This is a genomic window from Variovorax sp. GW821-FHT09B01 (assembly GCF_059418345.1).
The window spans coordinates 75,565-101,989 of record NZ_JBWKPQ010000021.1 but is presented as its reverse complement, the minus strand read 5'-3'; the positions used below and the strand labels follow the sequence as shown (position 1 = coordinate 101,989).

The 26,425-nt window shown below is 70.4% G+C and carries 29 protein-coding genes; 16 read left to right on the top strand and 13 right to left on the bottom strand.

All coding sequences use genetic code 11. The features are described from left to right. Window positions 1-50 precede the first annotated feature (50 nt). On the top strand, window positions 51-938 hold the full coding sequence (locus tag AC07RV_RS36115) for a MurR/RpiR family transcriptional regulator (RefSeq protein WP_296788214.1): 888 nt from the start codon (window positions 51-53) through the stop codon (window positions 936-938). Here the strand turns inward: AC07RV_RS36115 and AC07RV_RS36110 are convergent, their stop codons facing one another. Continuing rightward, window positions 939-1,817, bottom strand: coding sequence for an amidohydrolase family protein (locus AC07RV_RS36110; protein ID WP_296788211.1), 879 nt, complete (start codon window positions 1,815-1,817; stop codon window positions 939-941). Window positions 1,818-1,920: 103 nt separating this feature from the next. Between AC07RV_RS36110 and AC07RV_RS36105 the strand changes: the two genes are divergently transcribed. The 5 genes from AC07RV_RS36105 to AC07RV_RS36085 all read left to right on the top strand — a co-directional run bounded on the left by AC07RV_RS36105 (window position 1,921) and on the right by AC07RV_RS36085 (window position 6,995). Next, window positions 1,921-2,694, top strand: coding sequence for a crotonase/enoyl-CoA hydratase family protein (locus AC07RV_RS36105; protein ID WP_296788208.1), 774 nt, complete (start codon window positions 1,921-1,923; stop codon window positions 2,692-2,694). Window positions 2,695-2,740: 46 nt separating this feature from the next. Next, on the top strand, window positions 2,741-4,600 hold the full coding sequence (locus AC07RV_RS36100) for a feruloyl-CoA synthase (RefSeq protein WP_296788205.1): 1,860 nt from the start codon (window positions 2,741-2,743) through the stop codon (window positions 4,598-4,600). A gap of 31 nt (window positions 4,601-4,631) precedes the next feature. Further along, entirely contained in the window at window positions 4,632-5,396 is a 765-nt protein-coding gene (locus tag AC07RV_RS36095) for an SDR family NAD(P)-dependent oxidoreductase (RefSeq protein WP_093347475.1), read from the top strand. A 29-nt stretch (window positions 5,397-5,425) separates the two neighbouring features. Beyond that, window positions 5,426-6,421, top strand: coding sequence for a Bug family tripartite tricarboxylate transporter substrate binding protein (locus AC07RV_RS36090; protein ID WP_093347478.1), 996 nt, complete (start codon window positions 5,426-5,428; stop codon window positions 6,419-6,421). A 73-nt stretch (window positions 6,422-6,494) separates the two neighbouring features. Further along, the gene (locus AC07RV_RS36085) at window positions 6,495-6,995 is read left to right on the top strand and encodes a MarR family winged helix-turn-helix transcriptional regulator (RefSeq protein ID WP_296788197.1); all 501 of its coding nucleotides are present in this window, start codon (window positions 6,495-6,497) and stop codon (window positions 6,993-6,995) included. 25 nt (window positions 6,996-7,020) lie between these two features. Here the strand turns inward: AC07RV_RS36085 and AC07RV_RS36080 are convergent, their stop codons facing one another. Then, window positions 7,021-7,686, bottom strand: a complete 666-nt coding sequence (locus tag AC07RV_RS36080; RefSeq protein WP_296788195.1) for a TetR/AcrR family transcriptional regulator — start codon at window positions 7,684-7,686, stop codon at window positions 7,021-7,023. A 160-nt stretch (window positions 7,687-7,846) separates the two neighbouring features. Between AC07RV_RS36080 and AC07RV_RS36075 the strand changes: the two genes are divergently transcribed. The 5 genes from AC07RV_RS36075 to AC07RV_RS36055 all read left to right on the top strand — a co-directional run bounded on the left by AC07RV_RS36075 (window position 7,847) and on the right by AC07RV_RS36055 (window position 11,296). Next, window positions 7,847-8,272 carry a VOC family protein gene (locus AC07RV_RS36075; RefSeq protein ID WP_093347485.1) on the top strand — a complete coding sequence of 142 codons (426 nt, stop codon included), beginning with the start codon at window positions 7,847-7,849 and terminating at the stop codon, window positions 8,270-8,272. Window positions 8,273-8,330: 58 nt separating this feature from the next. Next, window positions 8,331-8,867, top strand: coding sequence for an SRPBCC family protein (locus AC07RV_RS36070; RefSeq protein ID WP_093347488.1), 537 nt, complete (start codon window positions 8,331-8,333; stop codon window positions 8,865-8,867). A 48-nt stretch (window positions 8,868-8,915) separates the two neighbouring features. Then, window positions 8,916-9,335, top strand: coding sequence for a VOC family protein (locus AC07RV_RS36065; protein ID WP_296788191.1), 420 nt, complete (start codon window positions 8,916-8,918; stop codon window positions 9,333-9,335). 61 nt (window positions 9,336-9,396) lie between these two features. Next, a complete protein-coding gene (locus AC07RV_RS36060) occupies window positions 9,397-10,872 on the top strand; it encodes a DHA2 family efflux MFS transporter permease subunit (protein ID WP_296788188.1) in 1,476 nt (491 codons plus the stop codon). A gap of 64 nt (window positions 10,873-10,936) precedes the next feature. Then, a complete protein-coding gene (locus tag AC07RV_RS36055; RefSeq protein WP_093347496.1) occupies window positions 10,937-11,296 on the top strand; it encodes a DUF1428 domain-containing protein in 360 nt (119 codons plus the stop codon). 18 nt (window positions 11,297-11,314) lie between these two features. Here AC07RV_RS36055 and AC07RV_RS36050 read toward each other — a convergent pair whose 3' ends face one another. The 3 genes from AC07RV_RS36050 to AC07RV_RS36040 form a co-directional block, all read right to left on the bottom strand. Then, a complete protein-coding gene (locus AC07RV_RS36050) occupies window positions 11,315-12,076 on the bottom strand; it encodes a sulfite exporter TauE/SafE family protein (RefSeq protein WP_296788184.1) in 762 nt (253 codons plus the stop codon). A 100-nt stretch (window positions 12,077-12,176) separates the two neighbouring features. Then, window positions 12,177-12,782 (bottom strand): nuclear transport factor 2 family protein, encoded by a 606-nt coding sequence (locus AC07RV_RS36045; RefSeq protein WP_203202791.1) that lies wholly within the window; start codon window positions 12,780-12,782, stop codon window positions 12,177-12,179. Window positions 12,783-12,822: 40 nt separating this feature from the next. Continuing rightward, window positions 12,823-13,698 (bottom strand): intradiol ring-cleavage dioxygenase, encoded by an 876-nt coding sequence (locus AC07RV_RS36040; RefSeq protein WP_296788180.1) that lies wholly within the window; start codon window positions 13,696-13,698, stop codon window positions 12,823-12,825. Window positions 13,699-13,864: 166 nt separating this feature from the next. Between AC07RV_RS36040 and AC07RV_RS36035 the strand changes: the two genes are divergently transcribed. Both AC07RV_RS36035 and AC07RV_RS36030 read left to right on the top strand, forming a co-directional pair. Beyond that, window positions 13,865-14,797 (top strand): LysR family transcriptional regulator, encoded by a 933-nt coding sequence (locus tag AC07RV_RS36035; protein WP_093347507.1) that lies wholly within the window; start codon window positions 13,865-13,867, stop codon window positions 14,795-14,797. Window positions 14,798-14,942: 145 nt separating this feature from the next. Further along, window positions 14,943-15,413, top strand: coding sequence for a DoxX family protein (locus AC07RV_RS36030; protein WP_093347510.1), 471 nt, complete (start codon window positions 14,943-14,945; stop codon window positions 15,411-15,413). 12 nt (window positions 15,414-15,425) lie between these two features. Here the strand turns inward: AC07RV_RS36030 and AC07RV_RS36025 are convergent, their stop codons facing one another. Further along, window positions 15,426-16,172, bottom strand: coding sequence for a Crp/Fnr family transcriptional regulator (locus AC07RV_RS36025; RefSeq protein WP_296788176.1), 747 nt, complete (start codon window positions 16,170-16,172; stop codon window positions 15,426-15,428). Window positions 16,173-16,225: 53 nt separating this feature from the next. Between AC07RV_RS36025 and AC07RV_RS36020 the strand changes: the two genes are divergently transcribed. Then, window positions 16,226-17,869, top strand: coding sequence for an adenylate/guanylate cyclase domain-containing protein (locus AC07RV_RS36020; protein WP_296788173.1), 1,644 nt, complete (start codon window positions 16,226-16,228; stop codon window positions 17,867-17,869). A gap of 168 nt (window positions 17,870-18,037) precedes the next feature. Next, the gene (locus AC07RV_RS36015) at window positions 18,038-18,496 is read left to right on the top strand and encodes a hypothetical protein (protein WP_296788170.1); all 459 of its coding nucleotides are present in this window, start codon (window positions 18,038-18,040) and stop codon (window positions 18,494-18,496) included. 100 nt (window positions 18,497-18,596) lie between these two features. Here AC07RV_RS36015 and AC07RV_RS36010 read toward each other — a convergent pair whose 3' ends face one another. The 6 genes from AC07RV_RS36010 to AC07RV_RS35985 all read right to left on the bottom strand — a co-directional run bounded on the left by AC07RV_RS36010 (window position 18,597) and on the right by AC07RV_RS35985 (window position 24,769). Further along, complete coding sequence (locus AC07RV_RS36010; protein WP_296788167.1) at window positions 18,597-19,658, bottom strand: maleylacetate reductase; 1,062 nt, start codon at window positions 19,656-19,658, stop codon at window positions 18,597-18,599. A gap of 98 nt (window positions 19,659-19,756) precedes the next feature. Beyond that, the gene (locus AC07RV_RS36005) at window positions 19,757-20,167 is read right to left on the bottom strand and encodes a DoxX family protein (protein ID WP_296788165.1); all 411 of its coding nucleotides are present in this window, start codon (window positions 20,165-20,167) and stop codon (window positions 19,757-19,759) included. Next, the gene (locus tag AC07RV_RS36000; protein ID WP_296788163.1) at window positions 20,164-21,585 is read right to left on the bottom strand and encodes an MFS transporter; all 1,422 of its coding nucleotides are present in this window, start codon (window positions 21,583-21,585) and stop codon (window positions 20,164-20,166) included. The genes AC07RV_RS36005 and AC07RV_RS36000 overlap by 4 nt, the downstream gene beginning before the upstream one ends. Then, entirely contained in the window at window positions 21,582-22,802 is a 1,221-nt protein-coding gene (locus AC07RV_RS35995; protein WP_296788160.1) for a 3-hydroxybenzoate 6-monooxygenase, read from the bottom strand. The genes AC07RV_RS36000 and AC07RV_RS35995 overlap by 4 nt, the downstream gene beginning before the upstream one ends. Window position 22,803: 1 nt before the next feature. After that, a complete protein-coding gene (locus AC07RV_RS35990) occupies window positions 22,804-23,775 on the bottom strand; it encodes an amidohydrolase family protein (RefSeq protein ID WP_261213441.1) in 972 nt (323 codons plus the stop codon). Between the two features lie 7 nt (window positions 23,776-23,782). Beyond that, complete coding sequence (locus AC07RV_RS35985; protein WP_296788156.1) at window positions 23,783-24,769, bottom strand: Bug family tripartite tricarboxylate transporter substrate binding protein; 987 nt, start codon at window positions 24,767-24,769, stop codon at window positions 23,783-23,785. Between the two features lie 73 nt (window positions 24,770-24,842). On the opposite strand from AC07RV_RS35985, the gene AC07RV_RS35980 reads away from it, so the two are divergent. After that, entirely contained in the window at window positions 24,843-25,292 is a 450-nt protein-coding gene (locus tag AC07RV_RS35980) for a MarR family winged helix-turn-helix transcriptional regulator (protein ID WP_093347531.1), read from the top strand. A 9-nt stretch (window positions 25,293-25,301) separates the two neighbouring features. Here AC07RV_RS35980 and rtcA read toward each other — a convergent pair whose 3' ends face one another. Then, window positions 25,302-26,390 carry an RNA 3'-terminal phosphate cyclase gene (gene rtcA, locus AC07RV_RS35975; RefSeq protein WP_296788152.1) on the bottom strand — a complete coding sequence of 363 codons (1,089 nt, stop codon included), beginning with the start codon at window positions 26,388-26,390 and terminating at the stop codon, window positions 25,302-25,304. Window positions 26,391-26,425: the final 35 nt, after the last annotated feature.

Sequence of the window (26,425 nt, the reverse complement as noted above, 5' to 3'; positions counted from 1 at the left end):
CAAAATCGAAGCCCATCGCGACCCCTGCGCGGGCAGAATGCCCGGCGACCATGAACCTCAACCAACGCATCTCGGGCTACGGCCGCAAGCTCACGCGCAGCGAGCAGCGCCTGATCGAGGAACTGCAGACGCGCTATCCCCAGGGCCTGCTCGAATCTGCAACGAGCCTTGCAAAGAAGGTGGGCACCAGCGCCTCGACCGTGGTGCGGCTGCTCGCCAAGCTCGGCTATCCCAGCTATGCGGAAGCGCAGCTCGAGGCCCGCTCCGAGGTCACGGCGCGGCTGGCCTCGCCCGCCACGCGCGCCGATGCCGTGATCGTCGACGACGCCTCGGTGCGCACCTGCCTGGCCAATGCGCTGCTGCACGACCAGCACAACCTGAGCTCGACCTTCGCGGCCATCGATCCCGTGGCCTTCGAGGCCGCCGTGCGGCTGCTGGTGCAGCGCAAGGCGCGCGTGCATGTGCTGGGCCACCGGCATGCGGCCGCCATCGCGGGCCATCTGGCGCTGCACCTGAACCTGTGCCTGCCCGAGGTGCGGCCGCTGGCGGGCACGGCCGCGCTGCCGCTCGAGGACCAGCTGCTGTGGATCGGCGAGAACGACGTGCTGCTGGCCGTCACCTTCAGGCGCCACTCGCTGGCCACCGCGCGCGCGGCGGCCTACTTCCGCGAACGGGGCGCGAAAGTGATCGTGATCACCGACAGCCCCTCGGCGGCCGCGGCCGCCTCGGCCGACCACCTGATGCTGGTGCGCACCTCGAGCGCCTCGCCCTTTGATTCCTACACGGCCGCCTTCTCGCTGTGCAATGCGCTGGTCACCGCGGTCGTGCAGCGGCGCAGGAAGGAGCTGGGCGCCGCGCTCGAACGCGGCGACGCCCTCTGGGAACAGCACTGGAACGACGCCGCCGCGCCGGCGGGCCGTACGCGCAAGGCGGACTGATCAGGCCGCGGCAGCGGTCTCGAGTCGCAGCAACCGCACCGCGTTGCCCTTCAGGATGCCGGGCATCACCTCGGGCTTGAAGCCCGCGACCTCGAAGTCCTTCATCCAGCGCTCGGGCGTGATCAGCGGGTAGTCGCTGCCGAACAGCACGCGGTCCTTCAGCAGCGTGTTGGCGTACTGCACCAGCTGCTTCGGAAAGTACTTGGGGCTCCAGCCCGACAGGTCGATCCAGACGTTGGGCTTGTGCGTGGCCACGCTCAGCGCCTCGTCCTGCCAGGGGAAGCTGGGGTGGGCCATCACGATCTGCATGTCGGGGAAGGCTATCGCCACGTCGTCCAGGTGCATCGGGTTGCTGTACTCGAGCCGCAGGCCGCCGCCGCAGCGCATGCCCGAGCCGATGCCGCTGTGGCCGGTGTGGAAGATCGCGGGCATGCCGTACTCGGCCACCACCTCGTAGATCGGCCAGGCCATGCGGTCGTAGGGATGGAAGGCCTGCACCGTCGGGTGGAACTTGAAGCCCTTGACGCCGTGCTCCTCGATCAGCCGCCGCGCCTCGCGCGCGCCCATCTTTCCCTTGTGCGGATCGATGCTCGCGAAGGCGATCATCATGTCGGCGTTCTTCTGCGCGGCCTCGGCGATCTCCTCGTTCGGGATGCGCCGCCGGCCCATGTTCGACTCGGCGTCGACCATGAACATCACCAGCCCCAGCTTGCGCTCGCGGTAATAGGCCACCGTCTCCTCGATCGTCGGGCGGCGGTTCGAGCCGAAGTACTTGTCGGCCGCGCGGTCGTACTCCTCGCCGTAGTTGTCGAACGGGTTCCAGCAGCTCACCTCGGCATGGGTGTGGATATCGATCGCGATCAGGTTCTGGTGGTCCACTTCATCGTCTCCTTTACGGGAAAGTCCCTAGTCCGCGGCATCGTCGAATGCCTTGAATTGATTATTTCACATAACCATAATCCGCTTCAACATCGAACGCAACATGACCTCTTCCGACCTCCACATCGAACTCCGCGACGACGTCGCCATCATTCGCCTGACGCGCGGCGCCAAGCGCAACGCGCTGTCGGACGGCCTGATCCTCGCGCTGCGCGATGCCTTCCAGAACCTGCCCGCCAGCGTGGGCGCGGCCGTGATCGATGGCGAGGGCCCGCACTTCTGCGCCGGCCTCGACCTGAGCGAACTCAAGGAGCGCGACGCGGGCCAGGGCCTCGCCCATTCGCGCCTGTGGCATGCGGCGCTGGACTGCATCGAGAAGGGCCCGGTGCCGGTGATCGCAGCGCTGCACGGCGCGGTAGTCGGCGGCGGGCTCGAACTCGCGAGCGCCTGCCACATCCGCGTGGCCGACCGCAGCACCTTCTATGCGCTGCCCGAGGGCTCGCGCGGCATCTTCGTGGGCGGTGGCGGCTCGGTGCGCATCCCCAAGCTGATCGGCGTGGCGCGCATGACCGACATGATGATGACCGGCCGCGTCTACAACGCCGAGGAAGGCGAGCGCGCCAACTTCGCGCAGTACCTGGTCGACGAGGGCACGGCCTTCGACAAGGCCTTTGAGCTCGCCAAGCGCGTGGCCACCAACGCGCCGCTCACGAACTACGCGCTGATGCACGCGCTGCCGCGCATCGCCGAGCAGCCGGCCGACCACGGCTTCTTCACCGAGGCGCTGATGTCCGGCATCGTGCAGGCCGCGCCCGAGGCCAAGCAACGCGTGCGCGACTTCCTCGAAGGCCGCGGCGCCAAGGTCAGCAAGGGCTGAGGCCCTCTTCGTTCATTCACTCCTCCACTCACGCACGGGCGCCCCGATGACGGCCATCAAATACCGACCGCTCGCCTTCGGCGTCACGCGCGCGCTGCTGCGCGACGGCGCGCCCGGCACGCAGTACCTGCGCGCGGAAACGCCGCTTCGCCCCTACCGCGAACGCATGACCGACCGGCTGCACCACTGGGCCGAGGCCACGCCCGAGCGCACCTTCATCGCGCGCCGCGCGCGGCTGGCCGACGGCGGCACCGGCGACTGGCTGCGCGTGAGTTACGCCGAGGCCTTGCAGAAGGCACGCGCGATCGGCCAGGCGCTGCTCGCACGCGGCCTGAACGCCGAGCGCCCGGTGGCGATCCTCAGCGAGAACGGCATCGAGCACGCGCTGCTCGCGCTCGGCTGCCTCTACGCGGGCGTGCCCTACTGCCCGGTCTCGCCGCCCTACTCGCTCGTGAGCCAGGACTTCGACAAGCTGCGCCACGTGCTGGCCACGCTCACGCCGGGCCTGGTGTTCGCGGCCGACGCCGCGCGCTATGCCCGCGCGATCGAGGCCACGCTGCCGACCGACACGGACGTCGAGATCGTGCTGGCCGAAGGCGAACTGCCCGGCCGCGCCACCACCTCGTTCGATGCGCTGGCGGCGACGGTGCCCACGCCCGCCATCGACGCCGCGATGCACGCCACCGGCCCCGACACCATCACCAAGTTCCTGTTCACCTCGGGCTCGACCAAGATGCCCAAGGCGGTGGTCAACACGCACCGCATGTGGTGCGCCAACCAGCAGCAGCTGCGCCAGTCGATCCCGGCGCTGGGCGACGAGCCGCCGGTGCTGGTCGACTGGCTGCCGTGGAACCACACCTTCGGCGGCAACCACAACGTGGGCATCGTGCTCGACAACGGCGGCACGCTCTACATCGACGAGGGCAAGCCCACGGCCACCGGCATGGCCGAGACGCTGCGCAACCTGCGCGAGATCGCGCCCACCATCTACTTCAACGTGCCGACCGGCTTCGAGGCGATCGCGCACGCGATGGAGACCGACCCGGTGCTGCGGCGCAACCTGCTGTCGCGCGTGAAGATGTTCTTCTACTCGGGCGCGGCGCTGTCGCAGCCGGTCTGGGACAGTCTGCACCGCACGCAGGAGGCCGAGGTCGGCGAGCGCATCGTGATGGGCACCGGCCTGGGCATGACCGAATCGGGCCCGTTCGCGCTCTACGTGACCGGCCCCGACGTGAAGTCGGGCGACGTCGGCCTGCCCGCCGCGGGCATCGAGCTCAAGCTGATCGAGGTCGACGGCAAGACCGAGGTGCGCTATCGCGGCCCCAACATCACGCCCGGCTACTGGCGCGCGCCCGATGCCACGGCCGAGGCCTTCGACGAGGAAGGCTTTTTCTCGACCGGCGACGCGGTCAAGTGGATCGACGACGCCGACATCCACCGCGGCCTGCGCTTCGACGGCCGCATCGCCGAGGACTTCAAGCTCGCCACCGGCACCTTCGTGAGCGCGGGCCCGCTGCGCGCGAAGATCGCCACGGCCGGCTCGCCCTACGTGCAGGACGCGGTGCTGACCGGCATCAACCTCAAGGAGGTCGGCGCGCTGGTCTTCACTACGCAGAAGGTGCGCCAGCTCGCGGGCCTCGACGCCGGCGCGAGCATGCGGCAGGTGCTCGAGAGCGCGCCGGTGCAGGCGCACTTCCAGCAGGTGCTGGACCAGCTCGCGGCCGCGAGCACCGGCAGCGCCAACCGCATCGCGCGGCTGCACCTGATGAGCGAGCCGCCCTCGATCGACAAGGGCGAGGTCACCGACAAGGGCTCGATCAACCAGCGCGCCGTGCTCAAGCACCGCGCCGCGCTGGTCGAGGCGCTGCACGACGGCACGCTGCCCTTCACCCTGCGGCCTCGCTGACGCCTTTTTTCCCCTCTTTGGAGACGAACCCATGAAGATCGAAGGACAGGCCGCACTCGTGACCGGCGGCGCATCGGGCCTCGGCGAGGCCACCGCGCGCGAACTCGCGCGCCTGGGCGCGAAGGTGGCGCTGCTCGACCGCAATGCCGAGCTGGCCGCCAAGGTCGCCGCCGAGATCGGCGGCATCGCCTGCGGCTGCGACATCACCGATGCCGCGAGCGTGAGCGCCGCGCTCGACCGGGCCGAGGCCGCGCACGGCCCGGCGCGCATCCTGATGAACGTGGCCGGCATCGGCAGCGCCAAGCGCATCGTCGGCAAGGACGGCAACCCGGCGCCGCTCGAGGACTTCGTGCGCGTGGTCAACGTCAACCTGATCGGCAGCTACAACATGGCGCGCCTGTTCGCCGCGCGCTGCGCGAAGCTAGCGGCGCTCGCCAACGGCGAGAAGGGCGTGATGCTGTTCACCGCCTCGGTCGCGGCCTTCGACGGCCAGGTGGGCCAGCAGGCCTACAGCGCCTCGAAGGGCGGCCTGGTCGGCATGACCCTGCCGATGGCGCGCGACCTCGCGCAGCACGCGATCCGCGTCTGCACCGTCGCGCCCGGTCTGTTCGCCACGCCGCTGCTGCTCGAGCTGCCCGAGCCGGTGCAGCAGTCGCTCGCGGCCTCGATCCCGTTCCCGCCGCGGCTGGGCCAGCCCTCGGAATTCGCCGAGCTGGCCTGCCACGTCGTGACCAACGGCCACCTCAACGGCGAGGTGATCCGCCTCGACGGCGCGCTGCGCATGGCGCCGCGATAGATTCAGCACCACCAACCGGAGACAAGACCATGACCAACCGACGTCAGTTCGTGACGGCGCTCGGCGGCGCAGCCGCGCTCGGCGCCCTGCAGCATCCCCTGGCCGCGCTGGCCGAGATCGTCGCCCAGCAGGTGAAGATCTACTACGGCTTCCCGGCCGGCAGCGCAGGCGACAGCGTGGCGCGCCGCGTGGCCGACAAGCTCGGCGGCACCGACTTCACCAAGCTCAATCCCGTGGTCGAGAACAAGCCCGGCGCGGGCGGGCGCATCGCGCTCGACTCGCTCAAGAGCGCGCCGGCCGACGGCTCGGTGCTCGCGCTCTCGCAGGCCTCGGCGCTGTCGACCTATCCCTACATCTACAGCAAGCTGAGCTATGGCCTGGCCGACTTCGCGCCGGTCTCGATCGGCGCGGTGATGACGCACGGCCTGGCGGTCGGCCCGATGGTGCCGGCCAGCGTGAAGACGCTGAAGGACTACGTGGCCTGGGCCAAGGCCAACCCGGGCCAGGCCAGCTACGGCTCGCCGGGCGCGGGCTCCACGCCGCACTTCCTGGGCGCGCTGCTGGGCCTCAACAGCGGCGCCGACCTGCGCCACGTGCCCTACCGCGGCTCGCTGCCGGCGGTCAACGACGTGGTGGGCGGCCAGATCGCCTCGAGCCTCACGCCCAGCGGCGACTACCTGCCCTTCGTCAAGGCCAACAAGCTGCGCGTGCTCGCCACCTCGGGCGCCCAGCGCGCCGCCTACCTGCCCGAGGTGCCGACCTTCGCCGAGCAGGGCTTCCCCGAGCTGGTAGCCGACGAATGGTTCGGCTTCTTCGCGCCTGCGAAGACGCCCGCGCCGGTGATCGCCGCCGCGAGCGGCGCGATCCAGGCCGCGCTCAAGGACAAGGCCGTGGCCGACGGCCTGCTGTCGGTGGGCCTGATCGCGCAGGGCTCCACGCCGGAGGAGATGCGCCGGTCGCTGCAGTCGGAGTACGAGCGCTGGGGCCCGCTGGTGAAGAAGATCGGCTTCACCGCGGAGTCCTGAGCCCGCGCCAGGCTGTCGCCAAGTCGCCACCGGCCCGGCGCTTCGGGGCCCCGCTCGCGGTTACGCTTGCGCCATGCCCACCTCCCCGAAATCCGCCGCTCCGAAGAGCGCGAAGAGCGACATGGCCGCCGCGCCGCTCGGCCGGACGGACCGCCTCGACGCGCGCGTGCTCGAGACCCTGGTCGGCTACAACGCGCGCCGCGCCTGGCTGGTGGTGAGCGCGCTGTTCGCCAAGCGCATGGCGGCCTTCAAGCTCAAGCAGATCGACTTCTCGGTGCTCTCGCTGCTGGCGCACAACCCGGGCGCCACCTCGCGCCAGATCTGCAGCACGCTCGACATCCTGCCGCCCAACCTCGTGAGCCTGGTGGCCGAGCTCGACGCGCGCGCGCTGATCGAGCGCAAGCCGCATCCGCACGACGGCCGCGCGGTCGGCCTGCATCTCACGCCGGCCGGCGAGGCGCTGGTGCGCGAGGCCGAGCAGGCCGTGATCCAGCTCGAGCTCGATGCCAGCGCGCGGCTCAGCGCGCGCGAGCGCGAGACGCTGATCAAGCTGCTGCAGAAGGTCTATCTCTAGGGCAGCGGGCGCGTGAGCGCCGCGCCTATTGCAGGCCCAGCTCCACCATCTCCAGCAGCCGCAGGGTCAGCGGCTCCAGCACCGACGGGTCGGCCTCCTTGAGCGGGCCCTCGATGATCAGCAGCGCGAGCCCGTGCACGGCCGACCAGGCCAGGTACTCGGCATTCGGGCGCCGTGCCGGATCGAGCGCGCCGGCCTCCACCAGCCGGTCCAGGCCCGAGCCCAGCAGCTGGAACGGGTCCATGCCGCTCGCGCCCGCGCTCGAGGGACCGACGGTGCCGCGCGCCTCGTCGGAAGAGATCACGAAGGCGGTGCGGAACAGCCCTGGCTGGTCCTGCGCGAAACGCAGGTAGCCCGAGCCGATCGCCCGCACCCAGGCGCGCGCGTAGTCGGCCGGCGGCTGGTCGTGCGAGATCGCGCCAAGTTCCTTCTCCATCGAGCGCGCCGCGGCCGACAGCGCCGCGCCGCGCACCGCCAGCAGCAGCTCGTGCCGGCTCGCGAAGTGGCGGTAGGCCGCGTTGGGCACCACGCCCACGCGGCGCGTGGCCTCGCGCAGCACCACGGCGTCGGGACCGCCGTCGCGCGCCAGCTCGATGCCCGCGTCCAGCAAGGCCCGGCGCAGGTCGCCATGGCGGTAGGTGGAGCGCGAGGGCGGCGCGGATTCGGCGGCGATGGCGGCGTTGCGGACCATTTCCTTCTTTCTCGGACTACGATTTTTCGATGTGGACAGTGTCCATTATCTTTGCTATTCTTTGTGGACGGTGTACACAAAGTAGTGCCATCGTATTCGCCCCGGGCTCTGCTGCCCAGCGGCGCCCCCGGAATAACCGCTCTTGCAAAGAGGAATTGCCATGAAAGTCCAGTCCTATCTCTCGTTCGAAGGCCGCTGCGACGAGGCCATCGCGTTCTACGGGAAGGCGCTCGGCGCCGAAGTCGTGCAGCTCATGCGCTACAGCGACGCCCCCGCCGACATGCCGCCCGACGCGGACGGCTGCGCCGGCGCCATGCCCGGTCCCGACAAGGTCATGCATGCAGTGCTGCGCATCGGCGAGACCGAGCTCATGGCCTCCGACGGCCGCTGCTCGGGCCAGGCCGAGTTCAAGGGAATCATGCTGGCGATCACCGCGCCCACCGAGGCCGACGCGCGCAAGTGGTTCGACGCGCTGGCCGACGGCGGCCAGGTGATGCAGCCGCTGATCCCCACCTTCTTCTCGCCGGGCTTCGGCATGGTCGGCGACCGCTTCGGCGTGGGCTGGATGGTGGTGGTCGGCGACTGAAGCCGCGCCGCGCGAAGCCCCCTTTTCCCCTTTTCCATTCGTCGTTCCAGAGCGCTCCATGTTCAAGAAAATCGCCCTCCTCCTCGTCGTGCTGATCGCCGGCGTCCTGCTGTTCGCGGCCACCCGCCCCGACAGCTTCCGCGTCGAGCGCAGCGCGCGCATCCAGGCCCCGCCCGCGCGGATCGCGCCGCTGGTCGCCGACTTCCACCGCTGGAGCGAATGGTCGCCCTACGAGAAGCTCGATCCGGCCATGAAGCGCAGCTTCGGCGGCGCCGCCAGCGGCCCGGGCGCGACCTACGCCTGGGAGGGCAACGACAAGGCCGGCGCCGGCCGCATGGAGATCCTCGAGGCCTCGCCCACGAAGGTCTCGATCAAGCTCGACTTCCTCCAGCCCTTCGAGGCCCACAACACCGCCGACTTCAGCTTCCAGCCGCAGGGCGACGCGACCCAGGTCACCTGGGCCATGCACGGCCCGGCGCCCTACGTCTCCAAGCTCATGGGCCTGTTCTTCGACATGGACACCCTGATCGGCAAGGACTTCGAAGCCGGCCTCGCCAACCTCAAGACCGCGGCCGAGAAGCCGGCGGGATCCTGAGCCTGTCCCCTCCGTTATCCCATCCACCCACTCACTGAAGGAACTCCCATGTCGCTCCTCAATGCCTATCTCACCTTCGACGGCAACGCGGCCGAGGCCATGCGCTTCTACGAGAAGACGCTCGGCGGAAAAATGGAAATGCTCATGACCGTGGGCGAAAGCCCCGAAGCCGCCAACATGCCGCCCGAGGCCGCCAACCGCCTGATGCACGCCAGCCTCGTGGTCGGCGACAGCACGCTCATGGCCTCCGACAGCATGCCGGGCATGCCGTACGAGGGCATGAAGGGCTTCGGCGTCGCGCTCAACTACCCGACGGTCGCCGAAGCGAAGCGCGTGTTCGACGCCCTCGCCGACGGCGGCCAGGTCGGCATGCCGTTCGAGAAGACCTTCTGGGTCGAAGGCTTCGGCATGGTGACCGACCGCTACGGCACGCCCTGGCTGATCAACGGCGGCGCCTCCCTGGTCTGACGAAGAACGCCACAACCATCCCCCGGGCGGCGCGCCGCCCGGCCCCTGAGGAATCCTTTCCATGACCGAATCCCTCGACAACCGCAAGCGCTGGCTCGCCCTGATGGTGCTGTGCCTGGGCGTGCTGATGATCGTGCTCGACACCACCATCGTGAACGTCGCGCTGCCGTCGATCCGCACCGACCTCGGCTTCACCGAGACCTCGCTGGTGTGGGTCGTCAACGCCTACATGCTGACCTTCGGCGGCTTCCTGCTGCTGGGCGGGCGGCTTGGCGACCTCTACGGCCACCGCCGCGTCTTCCTCGCCGGGCTGGTGCTGTTCACGCTGGCTTCGCTGGCCTGCGGCATCTCGACCACGCAGGGCCTGCTGATCGCCGCGCGCGCGGTGCAGGGCCTGGGCGGCGCGATCGTGTCGGCCGTCTCGCTGTCGCTGATCATGAACCTCTTCACCGAGCCGGCCGACCGCGCCAAGGCGATGGGCGTCTACGGCTTCGTCTGCGCCGGCGGCGGCAGCATCGGCGTGCTGCTCGGCGGCCTGCTCACCAGCTCGCTGAGCTGGCACTGGATCTTCCTGGTCAACCTGCCGATCGGCGTGGCCGTGTATGCGCTGTGCATCGCGCTGCTGCCGAGCGCGCGCGGCCAGGCCCATGGCGAGAAGCTCGACGTGGCCGGCGCGGTCACGGTCACGCTCTCGCTGATGCTCGCGGTCTACGGCGTGGTCAACGGCAACGAGGCCGGCTGGCGCTCGGCGCAGACGCTGGGCCTGCTCGGCACCGCGGTCGCGCTGCTCGCGATCTTCATCGCCATCGAGGCCAGGGTGAAGCATCCGCTGATGCCGCTGGGCCTGTTCCGGCTGCGCAGCGTCTCGGTCTCGAACGTGGTGGGCGTGCTGTGGGCCGCGGCGATGTTCGCCTGGTTCTTCATCTCGGCGCTCTACATGCAGCTGGTGCTCGCCTACACGCCGATGCAGATCGGCCTGGCCTTCCTGCCGGCCAACGTCATCATGGCCGTGTTCTCGCTCGGGCTGTCGGCCAGGATCGTGATGCGCTTCGGCATCCGCCGTCCGCTCGCGGCGGGCCTGTGGCTCGCGGCCATCGGGCTGGCGCTGTTCGCGCGCGCCCCGGTCGACGGCCGCTTCGCGATCGACGTGCTGCCCGGCATGCTGCTGCTGGGCCTGGGCGCCGGCATGGCCTTCAACCCGCTGCTGCTGGCCGCGATGAGCGAGGTGAGCCCGAGTGAATCGGGCCTGGCCTCGGGCGTGGTCAACACCGCCTTCATGATGGGCGGCGCGCTGGGCCTCGCGGTGCTCGCGAGCATCGCGGCCGCGCAGACCGGCTCGATGCTCGCGGCCGGCGCGAGCACGCCGCTCGCGCTCACCGGCGGCTACCAGATGGCATTTCTCGTCGGCGCCGTGTTCGCGGCGGTGGCGGGTTTGTTGGGCGCCCTGCTGCTTCGCTCCGCCATGCCGGGGCAGATGCACAACAACGAGGAAGCGGCGGGCCCCGGGAGCGCGGCGAATGGCGCGGCAACGTCCTGACGGGCTGCTGCTGGGCCGGCCGCCGTTTCTGTTTCTCTTTCCCTTCTTTTCAAGGAGTGTTCCCATGGCTCGCTATGTCGACGGTTTCATCGTGCCGATTCCCGCCAAGAACGTGGAGGCCTACCGCAAGGTGGCGCGCAAGGCCGGCAAGGTCTGGATGGAGTACGGCGCGCTCGAATACGTGGAGTGCGTCGCGGACGACGTCAAGCCCGGCAAGCTGACCTCGTTCCCGCAGAGCGTGAAGCTCAAGGCCGACGAGGTGGTCGCGTTCTCGTGGATCGTCTACAAGTCGCGCAAGCACCGCGACACGGTCAACGCCAAGGTGATGGCCGACCCGCGCATCGCGGCGATGGACCCGAAGACCATGCCCTTCGACGCCAAGCGCATGATCTTCGGCGGCTTCAAGTCGATCGTCGAATTCTGAGCGCCGCGGCGGCGGGACTCAGGCCGCCACGAAGCCGTCGTAGACGAGCTTGAGTCCCGTCAGCAGCATGCCCAGGTAGACGAAGCGGTAGAACCAGGTGGCGTCGATGCGCCGCGCGATGCGGATGCCGACCCACACGCCCAGCGGCGCGAAGGGCATCAGCGCCAGCGAGGTGGCCAGCGTGCGCAGGTCGATCAGGCCCAGCCATGCGTAGGGGATCCACTTGCTGAGGTTCACCACGAAGAAGAAGTAGGCCATGGTGGCCGTGAACACCACCGGCGAGAGCCGCAGCGGGATCACGTAGGCATTGATCGGCGGCCCGCCCGCATGCGCGATGAAGCTCGTGAAGCCCGACACCGTGGTCAGCGCCGCGCCGATGCCGCGCGAGGGCAGCGGATCGTCGGGCTTGGGCGGGAACAGCACGCGCTGCGCCAGGAACAGCAGCGTGAACACGCCCACGATGCCCGCCACCGTGTGCGCCGACAGCGCACGGAACAGCAGCGTGCCGATCAACGTGCCCAGCAGGCCGAAGGGGATCAGGAACTTCAGCAGCGAACGGTCGAAGTCGCGCCGGAAAGCCGCGAGCCCCAGCAGGTCCATCAACAGCAGCAACGGCATCAGGATCGCCGCGGCCTGCGGCACCGTGACCGCCAGCGCCATCAGCGGCACCGCGAGCGAGCCGAAGCCCGCGCCGAAGCCGCTCTTGCTGATGCCGAGCAGCAGCACGGCGGGAATGGCGACCGCGTAGAAGTGCGGGTCGGTGATGAGGGGGAAGACCATGGGCAGGGACGGCGCGCGAAAAAAAGCCCGTCGTCGCGGCGGGCCCCGGCGAGCGTAGCAGGAAGGCGCGCGGGCCGCTGCGGCCCCGATTCGATCCGGCTCAGCGCTCGAGCGCGCCGCCCGCGAGCCAGCGCGCGCCGCGCTGGTAGAGCGCCTCGACCGCCGGCCCCTTGAGCATCGGCATGTCGAGCTTCACCGTGTAGCCGATGCGCTGCTGGATGTAGGCCAGGTGGCGGTAGCCCTCGGGCAGCTCGGCCAGCTTGGCGGCATCGAGCGTCACGGTGGCGGCCGGATCGATCGGGTCGATGCGGTCCTTCTCGTAGATCGGCTGGCGGTGCAGCAGCTTCCACTGCCCCTCGTGCAGCACCACGAAGTCGTAGAAGCGGCCGGTGCACACCACGTCGCAGGGCACGCCCTCGACCGGGCCGCGCTGCGAGATCGTCATCTTGGTCTGCACGATGGCGCGCTCGCCCGCCAGCTCGATCGCCGAGCCGCCGAGGAAGTGCAGGATGCTCACGCCCTTGGCCCAGCCCTCCTGCGTGACGCGGATGAACTCGGCGAACGGTCCCTGGAACCAGGTCGCCATCATCACGCCCTCGGGATGCCACACGGTGGCGAAACGCTCCCAGTCGCCGGCATCGCGCCAGACGGCCCAGCGTTCGATCATGCGGCGGATCAAAAGCTCCTGCTGCAGCGTGTCGTTCATTCCTCTGCCTCCTGGTTCCGGTGTGTGTCGTCGTCGGTGTTCAGGCCGGCTGTGCCGCGGCCTGCGATGCGGATCGCGCCGGCGCCGCCGCGAGCGGGTTCAGCACGAAGTCGAAATCGAGCCGCCAGCGGCCGTCGGCCTGCCGCGTCCAGGGCGCCACCAGCGATTCGCGCACCGCGAACACCGCATCGGAATCGAGCCACTGGTCGCCCTCGCGGAACACGTGGGTGATGAGCCGCTCGTAGCCCGGCGCCTGGATCATGAAGTGCAGGTGCGCGGGCCGCCACGGATGGCGCCTGGTGGCATCGAGCAGCTGGCCCACCGGGCCGTCGGTTGGGATCGGGTAGGCCTCGGCCAGCACGCTGCGGAAATGCAGCGCGCCGTCGGGCCCGGTGTGCAGGCGGCCGCGGTTCTCGGCATGGCCGAGCTCGGGATGCTGCACGTCGTAGTGCCCGCCCGCGTCGGCCTGCCACACGTCGACCACGGCACCGGCCACCGGCGCGCCGTCGAGGCCGCGCACCGTCACGCTGACGTCGCAGGGCTCGCCGGCCGCGCCGTTGGCCACGTCGTCGCCATGCGCGTACTCGGGCGCGCCCTCGACATAGAAGGGCCCGAACACCGTCGCCTCGGTGCAGCCCGCGGGCTTGTCGTTGTTCATCGCGATCGTGAGCATCGACAGCCCCAGCACGTCCGACAGCAGGATGAATTCCTGGCGCGTGTCGTCGCACATCTGGCCCGTGGCCGTCAGGTAGTCGATGCCCTGCTTCCACTCCGCCTCGGTCAGCTTCACCTCGCGCGCGAAGGCGTGCAGGTGCTGCACCAGGCTGGTCACGATCTCGTGCAGCCGCGGGTTCGGGGTGTCGGCGAAGCGCGCGAGCACGGCCTGGGTGATGTTGTCCTGGTTGAGATTGCGCATGGCGGCTGTCTCCATTCGTTCGAGGGGTTCGCCCGACTCTAGGCGTCGGACCGGTGGGCGCAAAGCACCTCGGCGCAAATGATTTTTCCGCCCAGCGGAACGGTCGACCCACCCCCTGGGACAAAATCGCCCAGCCCGAAAAAGACGCTCGCCGGAGACACGCCCCATGGACCGCTGGACCGAAATCGCCCTGCTCGTGCAGATTGCCGACGCCGGCAGCCTGAGCCGCGCCGCCGAGGCGCTGGGGCTGTCGAACGCGGCCGCGAGCCGCCACCTGAGCGCGCTCGAGGCGCGGCTGGGCGCCCGGCTGGTCGAGCGCAACACGCGCCGGCTCTACCTGACCGACACCGGCCGCGAGTTCTGCGGCCGCGCGCGCACCATCCTGTCGGACCTCGACGATGCCGAGACGGCCGTCAACGCCACCGCGTTGCAGCCCACGGGCACGCTGCGCATCACGGCCTCGCTGTCGTTCTCGATCCACCACATCGCGCCGCTGCTGCGCGAGTACACCCAGCGCTACCCCGGCGTGAAGGTGCACGTGGAGGCGGCCAACCGCTATTTCGACCTGATCGACAACAACATCGACGTGGCGATCCGCACGCGCGAGTACGAGCCCGATTCCAACGTGACGATCCGCCGCCTCGGCGAGACGCGGCGCATCCTCGCGGCCTCGCCGCGCTACTTCGCGCAGCACGGTTTCCCGAAGACGCTGGAGGAGCTGCAGCAGCACAAGCTCTTGATCTACACCTACGCCAACAACCCCAACGAGCTGCGCTTCACCGGCCGCGACGGCGAGGTCCGCACGGTGTCGGTGCAGGGGCTGCTCGAATCGAACGACGGCCAGGTGCTGCGCGCCGCGGCGCTCGACGGCATGGGGATCCTGGTGCAGCCCACCTACATCGTCTACGACGACATCGTGGCCGGCCGGCTGGTGCCCACGCTCGACGACTGGGACCTGCCGCACCTGCGCATCAACCTCGCCTACCCGAGCCGCAAGCACCTGTCGGCCAAGGTGCGCAGCTTCATCGACTTCATGGCGGCGCACTTCCACAAGATGGACTACGAGCGCAAGTGGACCGGGCATTTCCTGGGCCGCTGATCCACCCGCCCGAGCGGCTTTCGCGAAAAAAGGTGCGTAAACGCACCGACCGGCCCGCCGCCTCCTGCGCACACTGGAAACGGACCTGCCCGCATCCCGCGGGCGGGCACTGTCTTTTTCCATCCTGACCGCTCGAGGAACCGCCATGAACACCCAGGCCGCCACCGCCGCCACCCCGCGTGCGCCGATCGCTTCGTCGTTCGCCGCCCCCGCCCTTGCCAACGACGACGCCGGCAAGCTGCTGCTGCGCGTCGCCATCGGCGTGCTCGTGCTGCTGCACGGCATCTTCAAGCTCTCGGCCGGCGTCGGCTTCATCGGCGGCATGCTGGCCAAGGCCGGCCTGCCCGGTGGCCTGGCCTACCTGGTCTACGTCGGCGAGATCGTCGCGCCGCTGCTGCTGATCGCCGGCTTCTGGACCCGCGCCGCGGCCGCCGTGATCGTGGTCAACATGCTGTTCGCCTTCGGCCTGGTGCACATGGGCGACTTCTTCGCGCTGACCAAGCAGGGCGGCTGGGCGCTCGAACTGCAGGGCCTGTACCTGTTCGGCGCGCTCGCCGTGGTGCTGCTGGGCGCGGGCCGCTTCAGCGTGGGCGGCACGAGCGGCCGCTGGAATTGAGCGCGCGGTGGTTCAGGACGCGTCGCCGCGCACCTGGGCCACCATGCGTTCGAGCCGGCCGGCATCTTCCAGCACCAGCGCGCGGCCGTCCTTGCGCAGCACGCCGCTGCGCACCAGCGCATTGAGCTCGCGCGTGACCTGCTCGCGGTTGGTGCTGATCTGGCTGGCCAGGGCCGCATGGCGCGGCGCGGGTTCGAGCCGCGCCTGGTTGCCGTCGAAGCCGGCGCCGCGCGCCAGCCGCAGCAGCTCGGCATGCAGCCGGTTCTGCACGCCCAGGGTGCTGAGGTCGATCACGCGTTCGCTGAGCTGACGCACCAGCGCGGCCAGCCGCTGCATCACGCGCTCGGCCACCAGCGGCTCGTCGCGCAGCAGGGCCAGGAAGGCGGTGCGGTCGAGGCTGGCGACCACGCAGGGTTCGAGCGTGACCACGTCGGCCGAGCGCGGCCCGCCGTCGATGGCGGCGATGTCGCCGAAATGCTCGCCGGCCTCGGAGTCGCGGAAGGTCACCTGGCGGCCGTTGGCCGAATAGGTGGTCACGCGCACGCGGCCCGAGATCAGCAGGAACACCTCGCCCTGCTGCTCGGCGCGCAGCAGCAGCGGCTTGCCCGCGGCCACGCTGTGCCACAGACACTGCTGCGCGAGCTGGTCCAGCCGCTGGTCGGACAGCCCCGCGAGCAGCGCGATCTGGCGCAGCGCGAGGCTGGAGCGCGGGACGGCCGAAGCCGGGGAGGAAGGCGAGGAAGGTGTGATGGAGGCCATGCCGGGTCGATGGGCGCCGCGCATTATGCTCGGGTGCCCTTCCGACCCGCCGCATGCACAGACGTTCCCCATCCGCCCTGAGAACGCCCACGCGGCGCAACCTGCGCTGGGCCAGCGGGATCGTGCTGATGGCCTACGTCACGCTGCACCTGCTCAACCATGCGCTGGGCATCGCCTCCTTCGCCCGGGCCGAGGCGCTGCTCGACCAGTTGCGCGCCTTCTGGCACAGCCTGCCCGGCACCCTGCTGCTGTATGGCGCCGCGCTGGCGCACCTGGCGCTGGCCGTGGTCGCGCTGTGGGAGCGGCGCACGCTGCGCATGCCGCCACTCGAGGGCCTGCGCGTGCTGCTGGGCTTCTCGCTGCCGCTGCTGCTGGCCACGCACCTGACGGCGATGCGCGGCGCCTACACCGTCTACGGCATCGAGGGCTCGTATGCGCGCGTGGTCTGGGGCCTGTGGGACCTGCCGGGCGCGAGCGCGCAGTTCGCGCTGATGCTCGCGGCCTGGGTGCACGGCTGCCTGGGCCTGCACTTCGCGCTGCGCGTGCAGCCCTGGTATCGCCGCTTTTCGCACCTGCTGCTGGCCATCGCCGTCGTGCTGCCGCTGATGGCCGCCGTGGGCTTCGTCTCGATGGGGCGCGAGTTCCAGTGGACCGGCGTGCCGCCGACGGCCGTGCCCACGGCCGAGCAGTCACGCGCGCTCGGCGCGATCGAGCGCAACATCAAGCTCTTCTATGCGCTGGCGCTGGCCGCGCTGCTGCTCGCGCGCTGGGGCCGCACGGCCTTCTACCGCTGGTCGGGACGGCCCTCGATCGCGCTGCGCTACCCCGAGCGCACGGTGCACGTGCCGCGCGGCTGGAGCGTGCTCGAGGCCAGCCGCTCGCACGGCATCGCCCACCTGTCGGCCTGCGGCGGCCGCGCCCGCTGCTCGACCTGCCGCGTGCGCGTGAGCGGGTCGGCCGGCCACGTCGGGGCACCGGGCCGCGACGAGCAGCGCACCCTCGAACGCGTGCGCGCGCCGTCCGACGTGCGCCTGGCCTGCCAGCTGCGCCCGCGCGGCGACATCGAGGTCACGCCGCTGTTCGCGCCGCGCCCCAACGAGGGCCGGCCCGCGCCCGTGGGCAGCTTCGGCCACGAGCGCGACGTGGCGATCCTGTTCGTCGACCTGCGGCGCTGGTCGGGGCTGTCGGAGCGGCAGTGGCCCTTCGACCTCGCCTACGTGCTCGACCGCTACTTCGCCACCGTCGGCGCCGCCGTGCGCGAAGCCGGCGGCGTGCCCAACCAGTTCATCGGCGACAGCGTGATGGCGATCTTCGGCCTCGAGACCGACCTCGCCACCGCCTGCCGCCAGGCGCTGCGCGCCACCGCGCTGATCGGCGAGCGCATGGACGCCTGGAGCGAGGGCTTCGAGGCCCAGTTCGGCCAGCGGCTGGACTTCGGCATGGGCCTGCATGCGGGCCGCGCCGCGGTCGGCGAGGTCGGCTACCTCGAGACCACCACCTTCACCGCGATCGGCGAGGTGGTCAACACCGCGAGCCGGCTGCAGGACCATTCGAAGAAGGCTTCGGCGCGGCTGGTGCTCTCGCTGTTCGCGGCGCAGCAGGCCGGCGCGGCCGACACGCTCGGCGAGCCCGAGATGCTCGCGGTGCGCGGGCGCACCGAGCCGCTGGCGGTGCTGTACGCGGTGCGAACGGCCTGAGCCTTCGTCCCCGTTTCTCCCCACTGCCAGTGGGGTTCACGGCCCGCGCGCGATCGATCGAAAGCAGTGCGCAAACGCACAGCGCGAACCACGATGCGGTTTCACACTGCATCCCGTGGCAACGACGAATGTCCGCCGCCCACACAGACATCCGAAGGGACTCCCATCATGAACACCAAGCAACTCATCGCCCTCTCCGCTTTCGCGCTCGCAGCCGGCGCCGCCTCGGCCCAGACCGTGCCGGCCGAAGCCTGGGTGGGCGCGCCGATCGCCACCACCGGCAGCGCGCTGAGCCGCACCGACGTGCGCGCCGACCTGGACCGTTCGAAGACCGTGGCCCAGGCACCGCAGGAAGCATGGGTCGGCAGCGAAGCCGGCGAGAACGTGGCCGCGGGCGCGCTGAGCCGCGCCGAAGTCAAGGCCGACCTCGCGCTGTGGACCCGCGCCGGCCTCAATCAATACGCGCGCATCGACGGCATCGACAGCACCAACCCCGATTTCCGCCAACGCACGGCCGCCTACGAGCGCCTGCGCAACAGCCCGGCCTACCTGGCCGAAGTGAAGCAGCTGCAGGGCGTGCCCTCGGTGGCCAGCACGCAGCCCGCGGGCGGCGAAGTGGCCAACTGATAGCAGCACCCGGACCTCGCGCGAAGGGCGCGAAGGTCCCGCCAGCACGGCGGGCCCTTCGCGCCCTTCTTCTTTTTCAGTCGAGGAGAAAAGCGGCCGCTCAGGGCCGCGCGCCTTCCCAGGCGTTCTGCAACAGCGCGCGGATCGCATCGCGCTCCAGCGGGCGCGGATTCGGATACTGGTTCTGCAACGCCTGCGCGCAGGCCACGTCGAGGTCGGCTTCCTTCATGCCGATGTCGCGCAGCGCCACCGGCGCGCCGTTGTCGCGCGCGAGCTCGTACACGGCCTGCGCCGCGCTGCGGCCGCCGAGCGCGCCGGCGATGCGTTCCATGGCGCGCGGCGCCGCCGCGGCGTTGTAGGCCAGCGCATGCGGCAGCACGATGGTGTGGGTCTCGGCATGCGGCAGGTTGAAGCTGCCGCCGAGCGTGTGGCAGAGCTTGTGGTGCAGCGCCATGCCGACGTTGCCGAGCACGGTGCCGCACAGCCATGCGCCGTACAGCGCGTCGCCGCGCGCCGCCACGTCCTGGGCCGAGGCACGCAGCACGGGCAGCGCACGGCCCAGCGCGGCGATGCCCTCCACCGCCATCAGGTCCATGATCGGATTGGCATCGACCGCGTACAGGCCTTCGGCCGCGTGCGCGATCGCGTTGATGCCGCTGGTCACGCTCATCGCCACCGGCAGGCTCAGCGTGAGCTCGGGGTCGTAGATCACGGTGCGCGGCAGCACGCGCGCGTCCTTGCCGGTCTTCTTGAGGCCGGCCTCGGTGATGCCGTAGATCGGCGTCATCTCGGAGCCCGCGTAGGTGGTGGGAATGGCGAGGATCGGCAGTCCCGAATCGAGCGCGATCGCCTTGCCCAGGCCGGTGGTCGAGCCGCCGCCGATGGCCACGGCGCAATCGGCATCGAGCTGCCGCGCCACCTCGCGTGCCTCGCGCGCCGTTTCGATCGGCACGTGCATCACGGCGCGGTCGAACACGCCGGCCGCATGGTCGCCGAGCAGGGCGGCGATGCGCTCGGCCTGCGGCCGCTGCTCGGGCGTGGACAGCACCAGCGCGCGGCGCGCGCCTAGCGCCTCGATCTCGCGCGCCAGATGCTGCAGCGTGCCGGCACCGAAGACCACGCGCTGGGGCGCGCTGTTGTAGACGAAGGAAGAAATGGTCATGGGTCGGGCTTTCTTTTTTCAGGGCGCGAGGCGCCCGCCGCGAGTCTCTCGCGCGCTCGCGCGTGTTTCCATGCCGCGAACGGAAAGCAGTTTTCCGCTCAGCGCACAGTGTCGCTGACGCGGGCCTGCACGATCAGCAGCAGGAAGCCGCCCACCATCGCCACGTTCTTGAGGAAGTTGTTGAGCTGCGCATTGAACTGCGCCGCGTCGGCCGACCAGAAGGCATGGGCCGCGAAGGCGGTGGCGATGGTGAAGAGCGCGAGCGCGCTCGCCACCCACTTCACGCGCCAGCCGGCCACGAGCAGCAGGCCGCCGCCGATCTCGAGCGCGATGGTCAGCGGCAGCACCACGTCGGGCAGCGGGATGCCGAGCTTGGCGAAATAGCCGAGCGTGGCGCCATAGGTCATGAGCTTGCGCGTGCCCGCGATCAGGAAGATCGCGGCCATCAGCACGCGGGCCGCCACCACCGCCGCGCCGCCCTCGCGCGCGCCCACCGTTGCCGTCGTCATGTCTTCTCTCCTTCGCGCGTCGCCGCGCCGTTGTTGCCGTTGTTGCCGTCTTTGTGGCCTTTGCCGAATCCCGTGCGCCCCATGCAGAACACCATCGCGCACGACAGCAGCGCGGGCAGCGCCGCCGCCACGAACAGCGCGCCGTTCGACCAGTGCAGCCCGATCAGCCAGCCCGCCACCAGCGGCCCCGCGATCGAGCCCGCGCGACCGATGCCGAGGCTCCAGCCCATGCCGGTGGCGCGCACCGTGGTCGGGTAGACGCTCGAGGCCAGCGCGATCAGCGCCGGCTGCGCGCCGACGATGCAGAAGCCGCTGACCACCACCGCCGCCAGCATGGCCGCGAGCGGCAGCGCGGGCTGGCCGATCAGCGCGATGGTCAGCACCGCGAGCGCGAACACCGGCACCAGCACGCGGTAGAAGCCCACGCGGTCGATCAGCGGCCCCATCGCCACCGTGCCCACCACGCCGCCCACCTGCAGCAGCGTGCCGGCGGCCACCGCCACGTTCGCGCTGTAGCCCGCGTCCACCGCCAGCGTGGGCAGCCAGTTGGCGAGGAAGAACAGGTTCAGCAGGTTGAGGAAGTTGATGCCCCACAGCAGCAGCGTGGCGCGCGCGCGGCCGCCGCGGAACAGCTCGGCCACCGGCGCGCCGTCCTGCTTCGCCTCGTGCACCACGTAGCGGCTGGCGGCATCCACCGGCACGCCGGGCGCGATGTGGCGCAGCCACTGCTGCACCCGGTCGAGCCGGCGCCCGCGCAGCACCAGGAACTGCATCGACTCGGGCATGTAGCGCAGCATCAGCGCGGCGATCACCAGCGGCACCACGCCGCCGAACACGAACACCGCGCGCCAGCCGCCCAGCGGCAGCAGCAGCGCGCTGATCGCGCCGCCTAGCACCGCGCCGCCGGTGAAGCCGCACGAGACCCACATCATCAGCGTCACGCGCCGCCGGTGCGGGCTGTACTCGCTGGCCAGCGCGCTGGCGTTGGCCATGATGCCGCCCAGCCCGATGCCGGTGACGAAGCGCATCGCGAGCAGCTGGCCCAGCGTGTGGACCCCGGTGGTCGCGAGCATGCACAGCGCGAAGAACACCGTGGCCGCGATCAGCACCGGCCGGCGGCCGAAGCGGTCGGCGCAGATGCTCAGCACCAGCGAGCCGACCAGCATGCCCAGCAGGCCGGCGCCGAACACCGGGCCCAGCGCGGCCTTCTCGATGCCCCATTCGTGCACGATCGCGGGCGCCACGAAGCCCATCGCCTGCACGTCGAAGCCGTCCATCACCACCGCGCAGCCCACCAGCACCAGGATCCAGCGCTGGAAGCTGCTGACCGGATGGCTGTCGATCAGCGCGGGGATGTCGATCGGCGCGCGCACTTCGGCGGCACCGCCCGTGCCCGCGGATTCGGCGATGGCTCTCACGCCACGGCCTCGTCGAGATCCAGGCAGTGCTCGGCGCTCCAGCCGTAGAGCCATTCGAGCGCGTCGTAGAAGCGCTCCTGCGGCCGGCCCTTCCACATGCTGTTGCGCACCTGCCGCTCCACGCCCCTGGCGTGATAGATGCGCCCCATCTCGCGCGCCGACAGCACCACGCGCGCGGTGCGCGCCACGCGCGAACGCTCGTACAGCGCGAGCGCGCGCGGCCAGTCGCCCTGCGTGCGGCGCAGCGCGAGGCCGAGCGTGACGGCGTCCTCGCAGGCCGTGCAGGCGCCCTGCGCGAGGTACTGCACCATCGGATGCGCGGCATCGCCCAGCAGGGTGGCGCGGCCGAAGGTCCATTGCTCGATCGGGTTGCGGTCGGCGGTCGAGTAGCGCTTCCAGGCCTGGGGCACGCGCAGGATCTGCTGCACCCGCTCGCAGGTGCCGGCGAAGAAGCGCAGCAGCTCGGCCGGGTCGCCATCCATCGAGCCCCATTCCTCGGGCTGGTCGCTGTGGAAGGTGGCGGCCAGGTTGAACTTGTCGCCGCCCTTGAGCGGGTAGTGCACCAGGTGGCAGTTGGGGCCGACCCAGATGCATGGCGCGGTGAAGCGCAGCGCCTCGGGAAACTCGACCGTGTCGACCACCGCGCGGAACACCACATGGCCCGACACGCGGATGCCGTCGCCCACGTACTGCTGGCGCACCACCGAGCGCACGCCGTCGCAGCCGATCAGCGCCTGGCCTTCGTGGCGCCCGCCCTGCGCGTCGATCAAGGTCACGCCCTCGGCGTCCTGTTCGATCTTCACGCCCCTGGTCGAGGTCAGGAACTCGATTTGGCCGTCGCGCGCCGACTGCACGCCGTCGAGCAGCGCGCCATGGATGTCGGCGCGGTGGATCACCGCATAGGGATTGCCGAAGCGTTCGCGGAAGGCATCGGCCAGCGAGATGCCCGCCACGCGCCGCGCATCGAGTGCGTCGAACATCACCATCTCGTCGGTGTAGACCGCCTTGGCGCGCAGCTGCGCGCCCACCCCGAGGGCATCGCAGGCCGCGAAGGCGTTCGGGCTCAGCTGGATGCCGGCACCGATCTCGCCGATCCGGCCCGCCTGCTCGATCACCTTGACGCGGTAACCCTCGCGCACCAGCGCGAGCGCCGCCGCCAGCCCGCCGATGCCGCCGCCGGCCACCAGCACCGGCCGCATGTCTCTTGCCGCGCCCATTTCAGTTGAGCCCGAACAGCCGGCGCGCGTTGTCGCGGCCGATCTTGCGCCGGTCGTTCTCGCTGATCTCGCAGCGGTCGAACCAGCGCGCCGCGTCCTCGTGCTTCTCGAACGGATAGTCGACCGAATACATGATGCGGTCCGATCCCACCTCGAGCATCGTCGACAGCAGCGTGGGCGTGCGGAAGTTGCCGCTGGTCGTGATGTGCACGTTGCTGCGCAGGTAATCGCCGATCTCCTTGTCGCAGGGCATGCCGCGGCGGCCCTTGCGCAGGATGTGGTCGACGCGCCAGATGTTGAACGGGATGCCCTCGCCGAAGTGGCCGAGGATCATCTGCAGCTCGGGATGGCGGTCGAACAGGCCGCTCGACAGCAGGCGCAGCGCATGGATGCCGGTCTCCACCGCGAAGGCCCAGGTCGGACCGGTGAGCCAGTGCGCGCCTTCGTAGATCGGCTCGCGCGGCAGTAGCGGGTCGCGCGGATGCATGTAGAAGGGCTTGCCCAGCGCCGCGGCGGCACGCCAGAAATCGGCGAAGCGCGGGTCGTCGTAGTAGACGACCGTCTGCTCGTCGCCCACCTGCGAGAAGCCGTTGACCAGGAAGCCGTGGAAGCCCAGTTCCTTCACGCAGCGCTCGAGTTCGCGCGCCGCGGCCTCGGGGTCCTGCAGCGGCAACGCCGCGAAGCCGCCGAAGCGCGCGGGATGGCGGCGCACCTGCTCGGCCAGCACGTCGTTGGCGCGCTTCGCGACTTCCACCGCGCGCTTCGCGTCGGGAATGCCCTGCACCGCGGGCGAGTTCAGCGAGAGGATCGAGAAGGCCGTGCCCCACTGGTCCATCTGCTCGAGGCGCTGCTGCTCGAAGTCGAGCAGGTTGCTCCTGAGCGTCTGCCACACCTCGGGCCGTGCATAGACCTGGGAGTCGGCGATCGTCAGGTCGATCGCGAAATGCTCTTCGAGCGCAATCTTGTCTTTCATGGGGTGTTCACTCCGGTTTGATGTTCAGCTTGTCGAGCACGTCCTGCCAGGTCTTGCGGTCCTCGGCGATGTAGCGCGCCAGTTGTTCGGGCGTGCCGGGGCGCGGATAGGTGCCGAGCTCGCGCGACTTCGCGACCACCTCGGGCAGCAGCAGCGCCTCGTTCATGTCCTTGTTGAGCTTCGCGAGCACCTGCGCGTCGACGCCCTTCTTCGCGATCACCGCGAACCAGCCGTGCGCCACCGCGCCGGGCACGGTCTTGCTCGCGAGCGGGAAGGCCTCGAGGCCGGGCTCCACGCGGTCACCCATGCTGGCCAGGATGCGCATGCGGCCGCCCTGCACGTTGCCCGCGACCACGTTGTAGGTCTCGACCATCATCTGGGTCTGGCCGCCGAGCGTGGCCTGCATCGCCTGCGCGCCGCCCGGGTAGTGCACCTCGAGGAACTGCGCGCCCGACTGCAGCCCGAGCAGCGCCGAGGCCAGGTGGGGCGCCGTGCCGCGGCCGTTGTCGGCCACCTCGACGCCCTGCGGCCTGGCGCGCGCGGCCGCGATGAAGTCGGCCAGCGTCTTGTGCGGCGAGTTGCCGGGCACCGCGAGCATGAAGGGCGCGACCGCCGCGAGCGTGACCGGCACGAAATCGCGGTTGAAGTCGTAGCTCACGCCCTTGATCGTGCTCGGCGCCACCGAGATCGCCGAGCCCTGCACGAAGCCGAAGCTGTAGCCGTCGGCGGGCGCGGCGAGGATGCCGTTCATGCCGATCACGCCGCTGCCGCCGGGCCGGTTGTCGACGATCACGCCCTGGCCCCACTTCTCGCCGAGCTTCGCGCCCACGAGGCGGATCAGCACGTCGGGCGCCGAGCCGGCCGGGAACGGCACGATGAAGCGCACGGCCTGGGTCGGCCATTTCGCGGCCGTCTGCGCCTGCGCCGCCGGCAGCGCCGAAACGAGGGCCAGCAGGGCCGCGACGGCGTGCCTGCGAGAGTGTCCGAGGCTCATCTTGTTGTCTCCATTTACTTGATTATTCAAATAAGTGGGCGGACTATATACTTGAACAATCAAGCATGTCTAGATGAAAACCCCAACGTCAGAACACGACCTCGAAAAGGCCATTCCCTTCCTGCTGGCACGCGCCGGCGCGCGCATGGGCAATGCCTTCGCCAAGGCCCTCAAGCCCTATGGGCTGAGCCTCAGCGAGTGGCGTGTGTGCGCCTCGCTGCAGCACACGCCGCGCCAGACGCTCTCGGAGCTCGCGACGCACGCCTCGACCGACCTGTCGGCGCTGTCGCGCATCGTCGACCGGCTGGCGGCCAACGAGCTGGTGATGCGGGAGAAGTGCGACACCGACAAGCGCGCGGTGCGCATCGCGCTGACCGAGCGCGGGCTCGCGCTCACGCTCGAGCTGATCCCGCTCGCACAGCACTACGAGGCGGTCGCGATCTCCGACTTCAGCCCGGCCGAGGTCAAGACCCTGCGCGCGATGCTGCTGCGGCTGTACGCGAACGCGACGCCGCTGGCCTGAGGGGTTGGCTCAGGCCGGTTCGACGCGCACCGTCGAGGCCGCGCGCGCCTGCGCGATCGCGAAGCGCACCGGCAGGAAGCGCTCGATCACCGCGCAGTTGGTGCGCGTGTGCTCGGTCACCTCGCTGCAGGTGAACGCCGCGCCGCGGCCGCTCTGCCAGGTGGCCAGCGCCAGCAGCAGCGCGAGCTGGTCGGCCAGATGCGGCCCGACCGCCGCCTCGCTCTTGAGGAAGTCGCGCAGCTCCTTCACCAGCGCATGCGCCACCTGCTCGGCGCTCAGCGTCTTCTCGCCGAAGGCCGTGAACACCTCGGTCACCTCCGCATGCACCAGCGTCGCGATCAGCGCATTGCCCGGGCCCTCGTTCTGCCGCGTGGCGCCGTAGCGCAGCTGCTCGCCGGTCCAGCCCATCGCCGCGCCCAGGGTCTCGAGCTCGCGCGTCATCACATGGCGCGCGATGCCCGGCGCCAGGCACTCGGCATGGCGCTCCAGCGCCTCGCCGCGCGAGAGCAGGTCGAAGGGCTGCAGCGCGCCGGCCGCCGGCACGATGTCCGCCTCGACCTCGCCGCCGCCGGCCGGATAGAAGCCGTGACGGCGCAGCTGCAGTCGCAGGTCGGCGCCGAGCCGGCGCACCAGCGGCGCGAAGGCGCGCTCGAGGAAATGGAACGGCGGCGCCATCGGGTTGTGCGTGCCGCCGCTCAGGTGCAGCCGGCTCGCAGCACCCGCCAGCAGCAGCGGCGGCAGCACGGTCTGCAGCACCAGCATGCAGCTGCCCGCGCCCGAGATCGCGAAGCGGTACTCGCCCGCGCGCACCGGGCCTGGCGCGAAACGCAGCGACTGCGAACCGAGCTCGACGCCCTCGACGGCCGCGCCGCTGATCGCGGCGGCCGCGTTCACGCACGCGAGGTGCTGGCGCATCAGGCCCGGCTTGGCACGGCCGGCGCGAATCTTCTCGATGGCCATGGGCCGGCCCGTGACCATCGACAGCGCGAGGCTGGTGCGCAGGATCTGGCCGCCGCCCTCGCCTTGGGAGCCGTCGAGCACGACGGCCTGCAACGGCGCCGCATGCGCCTGTTCTCGTTGGATTTCTTCTTCTTTCATGGCTGTTCTTCTCGTAGTGGGCGCGGTCCTCGCGC